This is a genomic window from Streptomyces sp. CG 926 (assembly GCF_003148825.1).
Lineage (GTDB): Bacteria > Actinomycetota > Actinomycetes > Streptomycetales > Streptomycetaceae > Streptomyces.
This window is the reverse complement of sequence record NZ_QGGZ01000004.1, coordinates 447,008-460,156: the sequence shown is the minus strand read 5'-3', so window position 1 is coordinate 460,156 and position 13,149 is coordinate 447,008. Positions and strand designations below refer to the sequence as shown.

9 protein-coding genes are annotated in these 13,149 nt (G+C 71.0%); 1 reads left to right on the top strand and 8 read right to left on the bottom strand.

From position 1 onward, the window contains the following. Window positions 1–5: 5 nt before the first annotated feature. From BCL76_RS14225 to BCL76_RS14215, 3 genes are all read right to left on the bottom strand, one after another. Window positions 6–1,823: a carbamoyltransferase family protein gene (locus BCL76_RS14225; RefSeq protein ID WP_109779836.1), complete on the bottom strand. Its 1,818-nt coding sequence runs from the start codon at window positions 1,821–1,823 to the stop codon at window positions 6–8. Window positions 1,824–1,943: 120 nt separating this feature from the next. Next, complete coding sequence (locus BCL76_RS14220) at window positions 1,944–3,056, bottom strand: NAD(P)/FAD-dependent oxidoreductase (protein ID WP_109779835.1); 1,113 nt, start codon at window positions 3,054–3,056, stop codon at window positions 1,944–1,946. Next, window positions 3,053–4,042, bottom strand: a complete 990-nt coding sequence (locus BCL76_RS14215; RefSeq protein WP_109779834.1) for a hypothetical protein — start codon at window positions 4,040–4,042, stop codon at window positions 3,053–3,055. Before BCL76_RS14215 ends, BCL76_RS14220 begins: the two co-directional genes overlap by 4 nt. A 540-nt stretch (window positions 4,043–4,582) precedes the next feature. On the opposite strand from BCL76_RS14215, the gene BCL76_RS14210 reads away from it, so the two are divergent. Next, a complete protein-coding gene (locus BCL76_RS14210; protein WP_258309643.1) occupies window positions 4,583–5,332 on the top strand; it encodes a CPBP family intramembrane glutamic endopeptidase in 750 nt (249 codons plus the stop codon). A 17-nt stretch (window positions 5,333–5,349) separates the two neighbouring features. On the opposite strand, the gene BCL76_RS14205 is transcribed toward BCL76_RS14210, so the two are convergent. The 5 genes from BCL76_RS14205 to BCL76_RS14185 form a co-directional block, all read right to left on the bottom strand. Continuing rightward, window positions 5,350–7,029, bottom strand: a complete 1,680-nt coding sequence (locus tag BCL76_RS14205; protein WP_109779945.1) for an alpha/beta hydrolase — start codon at window positions 7,027–7,029, stop codon at window positions 5,350–5,352. 74 nt (window positions 7,030–7,103) lie between these two features. Next, complete coding sequence (locus BCL76_RS14200; protein WP_375137917.1) at window positions 7,104–8,852, bottom strand: SulP family inorganic anion transporter; 1,749 nt, start codon at window positions 8,850–8,852, stop codon at window positions 7,104–7,106. Window positions 8,853–8,892: 40 nt separating this feature from the next. After that, window positions 8,893–11,613 carry a cation-translocating P-type ATPase gene (locus tag BCL76_RS14195; RefSeq protein ID WP_109779832.1) on the bottom strand — a complete coding sequence of 907 codons (2,721 nt, stop codon included), beginning with the start codon at window positions 11,611–11,613 and terminating at the stop codon, window positions 8,893–8,895. 63 nt (window positions 11,614–11,676) lie between these two features. Beyond that, window positions 11,677–12,636 carry a polyphosphate kinase 2 family protein gene (locus tag BCL76_RS14190; RefSeq protein WP_109779831.1) on the bottom strand — a complete coding sequence of 320 codons (960 nt, stop codon included), beginning with the start codon at window positions 12,634–12,636 and terminating at the stop codon, window positions 11,677–11,679. A 31-nt stretch (window positions 12,637–12,667) separates the two neighbouring features. Next, a complete protein-coding gene (locus BCL76_RS14185; RefSeq protein WP_146228377.1) occupies window positions 12,668–12,988 on the bottom strand; it encodes a three-helix bundle dimerization domain-containing protein in 321 nt (106 codons plus the stop codon). Between the last annotated feature and the right edge of the window lie 161 nt (window positions 12,989–13,149).

The following is a 13,149-nucleotide window of genomic DNA, read 5'->3' as shown; positions in this document are numbered from 1 at the left end:
GGCGTTCACGCCGGTCGCCCCGGGGTGCGGACGGCGGCCTTCGTGACCAGGTGGTTGCCGAGTACGAGGTAGTCGATCTCCGTACCGAGGAAGCAGTCCAGCGCGTCGGTGGGCGTGCAGACGATCGGCTCGCCGGCCACGTTGAACGAGGTGTTGAGCAGGCAGGGGACATCGGTCAGCGCGGTGAACCGGCGGAGCAGGGCCGCCAGCCGCGGGGTGTCCCGATCGGTGATCGTCTGGACCCGGGACGTACCGTCCACATGGGTCGCTCCCGGAATCACGTCACGGAATTCCGGTCGCACCGGGAAGACGAACGTCATGTACGGCGAGCGGGTCTTGCGGCCCATCTCGAAGACCTTCGGGGCGTCCCGTTCGAGCACGATCGGTGCGAACGGGCGGAACGGCTCGCGGTGCTTGACCCGGGTGTTGATGACGTCCTTGATGTCCGGGAAGTTCGGGTTCGCCAGGATACTGCGGTGTCCCAGGGCCCGGGGGCCGTGCTCGATGCGGCCCTCGTACCAGCCGATGACCACCTTCTCGGTGAGCAGCTTCGCGACCTGGTCGACGACCTCGTCGTCGCTCAGCCGGGTCCATGCCACCCGACCGGCGAACTCCTGAAGGGCCCGCCCGATCGCCTCGTCGTCGTATTCCGGTCCGAGGTACGGAGTGACCGGCGCCGGCGCGGGCCGCTCCCGGTCGGCGTGTTCGAGGTGGCCGAGCCACGCGTGGACGGCGGCGCCGATGACGATACCGGTATCGCTCGCGCCGAAGCTCACGTCCATGTCGTCGAACCGCGACCCCTCGAACAGCGGGGTGTTGTTCAGGCAGTTCAGCGCCACACCGCCTTCGAAGAGCAGACGGTTCAGATCGGTCCTGGCCTCGAGTGCGCGCAGCTGGTGGTTCGTGACGACGGTCAGCATCTGCTGCGCCGCCGCGGCCACCCGTGCCCGGTAGGCGAGGGTGTCCTGCGCGGGACCGAAGTACTGCTCGAAGAGCGGGTCGAGACCGCGGGGGTCGTCCGTCTCCAGGGGCCTGCTGAAGGTGTACCGCCCGTCCTCCCGCAGTTCGACGAGGTGTTCCAGGAACGGGTTCGGCGCCGGCGGCCGGGCGAAGCCGGACAGGCCCATGACCTTGTACTCGTCGTTGTTGGGTACGAAGCCCAGGTACCGGGTGATCGCGGCGAACAGCAGGCCGATCGAATGGTGGGCGCCCACGGCCGACTCGTCGAAGACGCGGATCCGGCCGTCGCGGATTTCGCCGGTCACCGACGAGAAGACCTCCGCGCGGCCGTCGCTGACGAGGAACGCCGCGTCCTTCATTCCCGCCAGGTAGTAGCCGGTCATCGCATGGGCGAGGTGGTGCGGTACGAACACGACCTGGTCGGGGTCCGGCGTGAAACCGGTGCGTTCGGCGAAGTCGGCGAGGATCGCTTCGTGGCTGACGACCTCGGTGAACAGCGTGCCTATGCCACTGACGAGGTCGAGCTTCGCCGCGGGTGCCATCGGCGCGGACGTGATGCCGGCCAGCATCTCGTCGAAGACCTCGGGGGAGAAGTTCCAAGGGACGGCGATCAGATCGATGTCCGTGAACCGCAGCCCCGCCTGTTCGAGGCACCACGCCACCGAGTGGAACGGGAAGTCGGTGGTCTTCTTCTCCCGGTTGAGCCGCTCCTCCTCCACGGCGGCGACCAGCTCGCCGTCCACCAGCAGCGATGCGCCGGCGTCGTGGCCGAGGAGGTAGTGCTTCTCGGCGCCGACGGAACCGAAGTGCTCGGCGAAGACCTCCGAGACGCGGCTGAAACCGTTGCAACCCAAGACGATCATGACGATTTCCTTCTCTGTCGTGCGGCGCCGGCCCCGAGCGGACCGGTGCCGCAGGACGGCCGGTGATGCGGCGAGAGCAACCGCATCACCGGCCGTGCGTGCGAGGGAGTTCGGGAATGACTACGTGAGTGACGCGGCGACCGTGGGGAAGCGGTCGGCGGACAGCCCGGCCGGGTCCGTCCAGGGCTGCTTGCCCGCCAGGAGATCGCGGACGATCTCCCCGGCGGCGGGTGCCTGGCACAGCCCTTGGCCGGAGAACCCCGCCGCGTAGAAGAAGGGCCGGGAGGGATGCCGCCCGATGAGGGCGCCTCCGTCCGGGCTGGCCTCCAGCGCTCCGCTCCACCCACGACGGACGCGGACGCCGTCGAGGGCCGGGTAGACGGTGCCGAGCAGGTGGGACAGCCGGCCGAGCCAGGCCTGCCTCGACTCGTCCGGGCCCGGCCGGCCCATCCCGACGAGGACGCGGTCCCGCCAGGCCCGGATCCGCAGACCGCTGGTGGCGTGCAGGGTCATCGGGAGGGTGACGGGCGGGTTGTCGGGCGGGTCGGTGAGGAGCAGCTCGATCGGATCCGCGCTCACCGGAAGGGGTACGTCGCCCAGGGCGGCCACCGCCGCCGACCACGGGCCGGCCGCGCAGACCACGCTGGTGGCGAGGATGCTGCCCGCGGGAGTGCGTACGCGCCCGTCCGGGTCGATCCCGGTGACCGGTGAATCGGTGAGCAGGACCGCGCCCGCCTCCTGGGCGGCTGCGGCGTAGCCGCGCACGATCGCGGCCGGATCGCAGGCGTAGGCCTCCGGCGACCAGGCCGCGGCCAGGACGGAACGCTCGTCCAGCAGCGGGTTGAGCCGCGCCGCCTCGGCGGCGCTCACCAGCTCGACCTGCACCCCCGCGGCGCGCTGGGCGGCGTGCTCGCGCCGGAAGTCGGCCAGCTGCCGCTCCTCGGTGAACAGCACCAGGAACCCGACCCGCTCGAGGCCGACGGGTATTCCCGTCCGTTCGGCGAAGGAGTGGTACGCCTCCAGGCTCCGGACGGCGAGGCTGCCGGTGAGGGGGCTGCCGGGAAAGTAGGTACGGACCACCCCCGCGGTGGCCGCGGACGATCCCGATCCGAGCGTGCCGCGCTCCAGCAGAACGGTGCCCACACCGGCCTCGGCGAGGTGGCAGGCGATCGACGTGCCGATCACTCCTCCACCGATGACGAGGGTGTCGGTGCGGGTGGGGTGTGCGCTCATGCGGGCTGTCCCGCGTGGGCGGGGCCGTGCCGGCGCAGGTGGTCCGCGGTGTTCCAGGGGTACAGGTGGAGGTTCCAGCCGCCGAGGCAGTTGATGTAGAGGGCCATCTGGCCGGTGACGGCGAGGAAGTCCTCGCGATCGAGGTGGTCGAGGCAGGCGAGGAAGCGCTGGGTGTAGCTCCAGAGTTTGTCCAGGCCGCAGTAGCCGAGGAACTCGGCGGGGATGCCGACGAGGAGGCGCGTCATCTGGCGCAGGGACTCGATGGGCATGTCGGCGACGGCCGCGCGGACGAGGCCGCCGTAGGTGGCGTACCCCAGGGGGCGGGTCTCGCCGTTCACGAAGAGGAGGGTGGGCAGGACGGTGTCGAAGGTGCCGGCACCGGAGGGGATCCAGCCCCGGTGCATGTCGGCGAGTTCGGGCGGCGCTTCCAGCCAGATCCGTTCGGTCTCGGTGTGGAGGTCGTGGATCAGACTCTTCGCGTCGGGCTGGGCGGCGTGCAGACGGGGGATGCTGTGGCCGCCCGCGGTGCCTGCCGCCCTCACCTCGACCAGGATCTCCTTCTTCGTAGAGTGGACGGCGTCCCAGGTCGCCCGGCCGGCTTCGAGGAGGGCGGGCATGTCCTCGGGACGGATCCGGCCGACCGGGGAGGCGGGCATCGGTTCGGTGAGGGGGCCGTACTTGATGCCGAGGTGTTGGAGGGCGGAGCAGAACACCGTCCCGTCGGGTGCCTCGCGCCGGTCGGGGATCCGGGTGGACGCGGGCAGGTGGAGCAGCGATGGTATGGGGGCCACGTGGTAGAGGTGGGCTCCGGCCACCAGGGCGTGTCCCTGGAGGCTTCGGTAGGGCAGCGACTCCCACAGTGCGTCGGCGAGCTCGGGGTTACGGCCGTCGAGCTCCGCGGTGACGGTGATGCCCAGGTCGGGCCAGGCGATGTCGAGCAGGCGGCCGGCTGACGTCCGCGTCGGCCCGGATAACGTCTCGGTCAAGGCTCACTCCTTCGTTCGGCACGATGTCAGGAGGCACGGCGAGCCCGCTCCCCCTGTTTCTTCGCGTCGTGTGTGAAGGAGTACACAGGCAATCGAGCGAAGTCGGGCAGGGACGGAAGACATGAAAACGTCCGCCGGCCGAAACCCACACTTCGTAGAGATCTACAAGAACCGATCCGGGTTCCTGCAGTGCTCCCTGGCCGATACTCCAGTCGATCCCACCGGAATGCAACCTTCCTGGTCGGCAAGGGAGTTGAGGCCTGCAGGCGGTCCGGACCGACAGAGCGGGAGGCGTCCGGCAGGTGCCGAGCGGGGCCCTCGGAACCTATGGGAACAGGCCAAGCGGAGGGCGGATCCGCTGTGCCTCCTGTTGCCGGCGGGCCCGGGAGAGTCGCGCGTGACCAGTGAACGGGCGGACGATTGCTGTGTGCGGTCGCGATGCGTTGCGGAACCGGTCGGCGGCGACGTCGCCCTGTCGCCGACGCACGAGGGGGCAAGATGAGGCCGACTGACCTGTCGTGACGACGGAGGTGGGTTCCCGTGCCCCGCAGCACCGCCGACGACGACGCCGGGTGGCGGCCCCGCCGACGCCCGCGAGGCATCGGTACCTGGCCGGCCGTGGGGGTGACGGTGGCCGTCCTCGTCGTCGCCAACCTGACCCTGCACCGCCTGACGGGTCTGTGGGGCCTGGCGGCGGCCGTGGTGGTCAGCGTCCTGCTGCTGGCCGTCCTGCGCTGGGCCGGCGGCACCCTCGCGGACGCGGGCCTGGCTCCGGGCACGCTGGCCCGCGGTGCCCGCTGGGCGCTCGCCCTGATCGGCCTGGTCGGCGTCGTCTACCTGGTCGGGGCCCTGCTGCCGGCCACCAGGGCACTGTTCGAGGACCGGCGGTACGCGGCGATGGACGGCGGCGAGGTGCTGCTGCGCGCCTTCGTGCTGGTCCCCGTCGGCACGGTCCTGGTGGAGGAGGTCGCCTTCCGCGGTGTGTTGTACGGCCTGGTGGACCGCGTCCGGGGGGCGGCCTGGGCGACCGCGGTGTCGAGCGTGCTGTTCGGGCTGTGGCACGTGCTGCCGTCTCTGCACCTGGCGACCGCGAAACCGGCCGTCAACACGGTCGTCGGCGACTCCGGGCTCGGGGCCGTCCTCGCGGTGCTGGGTGCCGTGCTGTTCACGGCGGCCGCGGGCGTCCTGTTCTGCGAGCTGCGCCGCCGCAGCGGCAGCCTGCTGGCTCCGATGGGCCTGCACTGGGCGGTCAACGCCTTCGGCTATCTCGTCGGGTACCTGCTGCGCTGACCCGGCGGTGGGGTGGCTCAGTTCCGCGGCGAGACGATGTCCTTGAGCTGGTTCAGGTCCTGGGCGGTGAATCCCTCGGGTCGCATGATGTCGTTCCACGCGTCGACGTACGCGGCCTTGTACGTGTGGCCGTGGCCGTCCGGCACGCCGGTCGAGAACGGCAGGTCGGCGGTGACCTGCCAGAAGGTCACGAACGGGATCCAGACCATGGCTTCGAGCACGTCCGAGCCGGGCCGCTCCCCGATCCAGTCGGGCTCGGTGAGGGCCAGCCTGGGGCTCCACCAGACGATCGGGTCGGACGGGTGCATCAGGTAGAGCACCCTCGGGCCGTCCCACGGCCGGTCCGCCGGAGGGATCCCGCCGGTCGGCTCGTCGGTGAACCGGACGGTCCGCCCGTCCCGGTAGACGGGTTCGATCTCGGGGCTGCCCGCGTCCCGGTGGTCGCTGAACTCGCGGAAGAGCGTGTTGAAGTTGGGCGGACCGGCGAACACCGTGCCGGCGGTGCGGTTGCGCAGGTCGGCCTCCCCGCTGAAGGCCGTCTCACCACCGAACGACCCCAGGCTCTCGCCCGCCACGAACAGCCGTGGGCGCGTGTCCTGCGGAAGCTTGGACCACTTGTCGTAGACGGCGTCGAAGAGGTCCCGACCGGCCTCGCGCGCCTTGGACTGGTCCACCAGGTACGACATCCACGACGGCAGGTACGAGTACTGGATCGCCACGGTGGCCGCGTCGCCGTTGCCCAGGTACTCGAACGAGTCCACGGCGGCGGGGTCGATCCAGCCGCTGCCCGTGGTGGTCATCACGAGCAGGTTCTCGCGCTGGAAACCGCCCGCCCGTTCGAGGTCCGCGACGGCCCGGGCGGCCCGGGTCTCCGTGTCGTCGGAGGTCGCCAGACCGGCGTAGGCGCGGACGGGCTCCTGCGCCGTGCGGTGCGTGAACGCGCCGATCTCCTTCGCCGTCGGTCCGGTGCCGGCGAAGGCCCGGCCCTCCCTGCCCAGTGAGTCCCACGGCACCAGCGAGCCGGGCCCGCCCGAGCGCAGGGCCGATGTGGGCTGGTGCACGCCTTCGGGTGTCTCCGTGTCACGCAGCGAGAAGGCCTCGTTGGTGGCGTTCACGAAGCCGCTCAGCAGCAGTCCGGAGAACGCGGCCCACGCCAGGCCCACCACCAGGACCCAGCCGACCACCCGCGCCGCCCGGCGGCCGATCCAGCGCCCGAGCAGATCGGCGGCCCGGTGGTACAGGGCCCGAAGCCCCCGTCCGGCGAAGAGCAGCAGCAGGAAGACGAGGGCGGCGACGAAGGGGCAGGCGACGGTGGTGAGGACGTTGTACTCGGTGACCCCCATGAGTCGGCGGATCTCGTGCTGCCAGTACTGGCCCAGCCCGAACGCGACTCCGAGGAGCACCACCGCGCAGACGATCAGGACGAGCCACGACCGTCGGGAGGGGACGCGCGCGTCCCGGTCGGCGAAGGCGCGCCACACGACGGCCGCGACCACGCCCAGCCCGTAGCCGATGGCGGCGCTGATGCCGCAGACCACTCCCTGGAGCACGCCGCCGCGCGGGAGCAGTGAGGGGGTGAAGGACAGACAGGCCAGCAGGAGCGCGCCCCAGCAGCCGGGGAGCGTCAGACGGGGCAACCGGCGGTGTGCGCGTGCCGGCTTCTCCTCCGCGGGAGGGACGGGCGGGTCATGGCTCATGGCGTCCTCCACGGACATGGTCCCAAGGCGCTGCTGGTCGTGCCATCCGGACGGCGGGCCGTCACTTCGGGCCGTCACTTCGGGCCGTCGGGAGGGGCACCGGCCGTCCCCTCGGCGCCGGGCGAGGTCCACCGCGCTCCGGTGCTCAGCCGGAAGGCGGCGACCGCGGCCTCCACGGTCGGGAAGAAGTGCCGGGGGTCGATGGTCCGGGTGAGCTCGTACCGCTCGATCTTGCGTCGCACCGGGTCCTTGAGCTCGGCGAACACCAGGTGCACGTCGTCCGCGTTGAGCACCTCGTCGAGCTCCTCCAGGATGTCGGCGGCGGTGGTGTCCACATCGGTCATGGGCTCCGCCGCGACCACGATCCAGCTCGGCCGCGGATCCGCGCGGGCCAGCCGCCGCACCGCGTCCCGGAAGGTCTTGGCGTTGGCGAAGAAGAGCGGGGCGTCGAACCGGTAGATCACCAGGCCGGGCAGGTGCTCGGCACTCGGGTAGGAACGGATGTCGTGGTATCCCTCCAGACCCCGGACCCGCCCCAGCACGGTGTTGTACGGCCACCAGGCCCGCCGGAAGACGTTGAGTACGGACAGGGCCACCGCGATCGCGATGCCGGGCAGCACGCCGAGCAGGGCCACGCCGGCGAAGGCCGCGCAGCAGAGCAGGAACTCCGCCCGACGTTGGCGCCACAGCCGTACGACTCCCGGTACGTCGGCCAGGGACAGCGACGCGGTGATGACCACGGCCGCGAGGGCCGGTTGGGGGAGATCACGGAAGAGGCCCGGAGCCAGCACGAGCATCAGGACGATGAGTGCCGCTCCGACCACCCCCGTCAGCTGGCTCCGGGCCCCCGCGCGCTCCGCCACCGCCGTCCGGGACCCGCTGGTGCTGACCGGGAAGCCCTGGAAGAGGGCGGCCGCCAGGTTGGCCGCACCGACACCCGCCATCTCCTGGTTCCCGCGCACCTCCTGCCCGGTACGGGCGGCGAAGGCCGAGGCGTTGGAGATCGTGTCCGCCAGCGACACCAGGGCGATGCCCAGCGCACCGGCGAGCAGCGGCGCGAGATCGGAGAGCCGCACCTCGGGGATCGTGAACGGCGGGAAGCCCTCGGGCAGTACCCCGACCAGGCCGACGCCGTGCCCGTCCAGGTCGAAGACGGCGACCGCGGCGATCGCCAGGACCACCATCACGAGCACGGCCGGAACCTTCGGCAGGAAGCGCTGCAGGACCAGGATCAGGGCGATCCCGCCGAGGCCCACGGCGGCGGCGGCCGGTACCACCGCCCCCTCGGCGATCTTCCGCACGACGCCGGCGCACTCGCCGATCAGGTTGTCCGCCTCGACCTTGAAGCCGAGCAGCTTGGGGAGCTGACCGATGAGGATGGTCAACGCCAGGCCGTTCATGTAGCCGATCATCGTCGGCTTGGAGATCAGGTCGGCGATGAAGCCGAGCCTCGCCACCGATGCCAGGATCATGATGGCCGCCACCATGACCGCGAGCATCGACGCCAGTGCCACGGCCCGGTCGGGATCCCCGTCGGCCGCCACGAGCGGCAGCACGGTGGCGGCGATCATCGGACCCAGCGAGGAGTCCGGACCCAGCACCAGGATCCGGGACGGCCCGAACACCGCGTACCCGAGCAGACAGAGGATCGTCGTGTACAGGCCGGTGATGGCCGGCAACCCTGCCAACTCCGCGTACGCCATGCCTTGCGGCACCAGCAGCGTGGTCAGGACGACGCCCGCGACCAGGTCCTTGGGCAGCCACTCGCGCCGGTAGGACGCCACCGCTCGGATTCCGGGAACCGTCCGGAATCGGGTGAGCACTCCATGGCCGGCCTGCCGGGTGGTCACGGGCCGGCCTTGCTCACGCGGGCCTCGACCGGCGGGCCACGAGCTTGCCCAGTTCCCAGACGAGCAGCAGCGCGACAGCGGCCAGCAGCGCCCAGCCGAACTGCCGCGCGTCGATGTCGGTCGTCCCGAGGACCCGCTGGAAGCCGTCCATCTGGGTCACCAGCACGGCGAGCACCAACTGGGCCAGGGCGACCCAGTTCATCTGCTTGCTGTCGAACGTGGACGTGGTCAGCACGGAGTCCGTCTCGCTGCGGCATTCGAACGCCGCCACGATCAGACAGAGGGAGAACGCCGTGAACGCGATCGAACGGCCGATCTCGATGTCGTCGAAGTGCCTCTCGCCGAGCGTGATCAGGCCGAGCAGCAGGACGGTGACCGCCAGCCCGCCGAGCCCGACCGTGATCAGCACGGGCCGGGTGAGCACCGACTCCCCGCGCGGACGCGGCCGGCGCCGCATGAGGCCGGCGCTCTCCCGGTCGAAGCCGAGCGCGAAGCCGAAGGACGCGTTGACGACGAAGTGGATCCACAGCACCTGCGGCGGGGTGAACGGCTCACCGGCGGCGATGTTGAAGACCGTGGCACCGAGGAACGTCAACACGAAGGTGACCAGCAGGAGCAGCACGAACCGGATGTACTTGGTGAGGTTGTCGTAGATCGTCCGACCCTGCTCGACGGCGTAGACGATGGTGGCGAAGTTGTCGTCGGAGAGGATCATGCGTCCGGCGTTCTTGGCCACGTCCGTGCCGCTGCCCATGGCGATACCGATGTCGGCGGCCTTGATGGCGGGAGCGTCGTTGACCCCGTCCCCGGTCATCGCCACGACCTCGCCCTTCTTCTTCAGCGTGTTCGCGAGCAGCACCTTGTGCTCCGGGGCGACCCGCCCCACCACACCGATCCCCTCGATGCGGGCGAGCTGCTCCTCCTCGCTCATGGCGGCGAAGTCGGAGCCGAGAACGGCCTCGCCGGGGATCCCGATCTGCCGGGCGATCGCCGCCCCGGTGGTGACGTCGTCCCCGGTCACCAGACGGACCCGGATGTGCGCGGCCTGCGCGTCGGCCACCGCGGCCTTGGCCTCCTCGCGGGGCGGATCGACCATGCCGACGAGGCTGGTCATCCGCAGCTCGACGACGTACGCCAGCAGGTCGCCGTCCGGATCGAACGCGTCCGGATCCAGGTCACGCATGGCCGCGGCCATCACCCGCCGCCCCTCGCCGCCCATCCGCTCGCTCTCCTCCTCGGCCCGGCGGAGCAGACCGGCGTCCCACGGGACGCTCTCGCCCGCCGCGAGCGCGGTGGTGGCCCGCGCCATCACCGCGGGGGCCGCGCCCTTCACGAAGCAGCGCACGACCTGCCGTCCGGAGGCGTCGACCGCCGAGTGGAAGGTGGCCATCAGCTTGTACTCGGGGTCGAACGGCAAGGTGGCGATCCGGGGGAGGGCGTCCCGGGTGGCGTCGGTGTCCAGACCGGCCTTGTGCGCGAGCACCAGCAGCGCCCCCTCGGTGGGATCGCCCACCACAGCTCCGTCCACGAGCTTGGCGTCGCTGGCCACCACATAGGGCAGGATCGCGTCCTCGATCCCGGCGGCGGACCCGGCGGCGTGGTGGACCTTCCCTTCGAGTCCGTAGCCCGTGCCCGACACGCTGTACCGGTCGGTGGGGCTCAGCACCTCGACGGCGGTCATCTGGTTCATTGTCAGGGTGCCGGTCTTGTCCGAGTTGATCGCCGAGGTGAACGCCAGCGTCTCCACCGACGGCAGTTCCTTGACGATGGCGCTGCGCTTCGCCAGGTTCAGGCTGCCCACCGACAGGATCGCCTGGGTCACGGTCGGCAGGGCCTCGGGGATGGCCGCGATGGCCAGCGAGACGGCGCTGACGAACAGGACGTCCCAGGCCTGGTCCCGCTGGCGGCCCAGGGCGAACATCACGATCATGGTGAGGCCCGCCGCGCCCGTGATCCACAGGGTCAGCCGGTCGAGCTCCTTGGTGAGCGGCGGGACCTCCTTCTCGGTGGACGACAGCATCCCGGAGATCTTGCCGAGCTCCGTGGCCGCCCCGGTCGCGGTGACGATCATGACGCCGCTGCCGTGGGTCACCGGCGTGTTCATGAACGCCGTGTTGACCTGGTCGCCGGGCGACAGCCGGCTGCCCGGCAGCGCACCGGTCTCCTTCGCCGCGGGAACGCTCTCACCGGTCAGCGCCGATTCGTCGATCTGCAGGGCGCTGGCCTCGACGAGCCGTCCGTCCGCCGGCACCTGGTCCCCGGCGGAGATCAGTACGACATCGCCGTCGACGAGCTGTTCGGCGGGGAGTTCGGCCTCCCTGCCGTCCCTGCGCACCCGCGCCGTCGCCTTCATCATCGACTTCAGCGCGTTCATGGCGCTCTCGGCCTTGCCCTCCTGGCGCAGGCCCACGATCGCGTTCAGCAGCGTCAGCGCGATCAGCAGGATCGCGGTGGTCCATTCCTGGATGACCAGCGAGACGATCGCCGCGGCCACCAGCACGAGCTGCATGTAACTGCGGTACTGGGCGAGGAACCGGCGCCAGGCCGGCGTCCGTCGCTCCTCGGGCAGTGCGTTCGGGCCGTTCGCCGCCAGGAGTTCGGCCGCCCGCGCCGCGGACAGGCCGACCGCGGGATCGACATCGAACGCCGCCACGACCTCCTCGGGGGAGCGCGCGTACCAGCCGTCCCCGGCGGGCGGGGGCTGCTGCGCCACGGAATCCGACCGCACCGTCATGGTTGTGCCTCCGATCCGGGGCCGCGGACGCGTCCGGGCCGGCCGCGCGCCGTCCGAGGGGCGCTAGCCACGCTTCTTCTTCGGCCTGTCCCGCCGGGCGGCGTACGGATCGGCCGGGGCGCCGGCCGGCGCCTCCCGCTCCAGGCTCCGCTTTGTGACGAGGAGATCCTTGCGGGCCTCCTCGCCGACATCGGGGAACTGCGGATCGATGTCCATCAGGGTGTGCGCGAGGATCGCCGCCGCGCAGATCCGCGCGAACCACTTCCGGTCCGCCGGCACCACGTACCACGGCGCCCATTTCGTGCTCGTGGCCGACAACATCTCGGAGAACGCGTGCTGGTACTCGTCCCACCGGCGCCGCTCCCGGACGTCGGCGGCGGAGAACTTCCAGTTCTTCTCCGGCAGGTCGATCCGCTTGAGGAAGCGGGTGCGCTGCTCCTCCTTGGACAGGTTCAGGAAGATCTTCACCACCTTGAACCCGTTGTCCGTGAGGTAGTGCTCCCAGCGGTTGATCTCCCGGTAGCGCCGGTCCCAGATGTCCGGACGGAGCACGTGTTCCGGCAGCTTCTGCCGGAGCAGGACCTCGGGGTGGACCCGTACGACGAGGACCTCCTCGTAGTGCGAGCGGTTGAAGATGGCGATCTCCCCGCGCGCGGGGAGCCGCCGGGCGTAGCGCCACAGGTAGTCGTGGTCGAGTTCCTCGGAGGAGGGCACCTTGAAGCTGCTGACCCGCACGCCCTGGGGATTGACGCCGCTCATCACGTGGCGGATCGTCCCGTCCTTGCCCCCGGCGTCGAGCGCCTGGAGGGCGAGCACCACGCCGTACGTGTCCTGGGCGGCCAGCCGCTCCTGGTACTCGGCGAGCAGCGCCACCCCGGTCCGCAGCAGCTCGGCGCCGTCGCGCTTCTTCATCCCGGCCTTGTAGCGGGGGTCGAAGTCCCGTTCCAGACGCACCTTCGATCCCGGTGGCACCCGGAGCGGCTCGATGAAGTCCGCGATGCGATCGGCCCTCTTGTCGGACATCAGCGCTCGCCCCTTCTCCGGCCCCCGGCGGTCACGGCCCCTCCCTCGCCGGGTCCGCGGTGCTGCCGGCGGCGGCGAGCGCCTCGCGGGACCGGCGCTCGGCCAGGATCGGGACGTACTTCCTGACCTTGGCCTGCCGGAACGAGTCGTACGCGGCCGCCACCGTCGCCTCGACGGTGGCCGCGTCGACCGACGGGTAGGCCGCCCGCAGGCGCGCCACGGTGGTCCGGACGGACGCGAGTTCCTCCGGGGTGGGTGACCAGGCGTCCGCCACCGGCGCCCCGGGATCCGCGGGGGCGGGGCTGGGGGCGGCTTCGGTCCGTTCCGCGCCCTGGAGTGTTGCCGCTGCCATTTCCCACGACCTTCGGACCGTCGATCCGCACATGCCGACATCGGGTGAGGACGTCCTCATGGCGATTCTCTGCCAAACCGGACAAGATCGCCCACCGTGCGGACGGAAGCCGCTCGATCCGCCACCGGCCGCGGGAACCTGTTCGGGTGCACAGCGGGTGT

What these genes read in the sequence shown, in the direction of transcription:
- BCL76_RS14225 (WP_109779836.1), bottom strand. Translation starts at nt 1,823, where the DNA reads ATGATCGTCTTGGGTTGCAACGGTTTCAGCCGCGTCTCGGAGGTCTTC.
- BCL76_RS14220 (WP_109779835.1), bottom strand. Translation starts at nt 3,056, where the DNA reads ATGAGCGCACACCCCACCCGCACCGACACCCTCGTCATCGGTGGAGGA.
- BCL76_RS14205 (WP_109779945.1), bottom strand. Translation starts at nt 7,029, where the DNA reads ATGAGCCATGACCCGCCCGTCCCTCCCGCGGAGGAGAAGCCGGCACGC.
- BCL76_RS14195 (WP_109779832.1), bottom strand. Translation starts at nt 11,613, where the DNA reads ATGACGGTGCGGTCGGATTCCGTGGCGCAGCAGCCCCCGCCCGCCGGG.
- BCL76_RS14190 (WP_109779831.1), bottom strand. Translation starts at nt 12,636, where the DNA reads ATGTCCGACAAGAGGGCCGATCGCATCGCGGACTTCATCGAGCCGCTC.
- BCL76_RS14185 (WP_146228377.1), bottom strand. Translation starts at nt 12,988, where the DNA reads ATGGCAGCGGCAACACTCCAGGGCGCGGAACGGACCGAAGCCGCCCCC.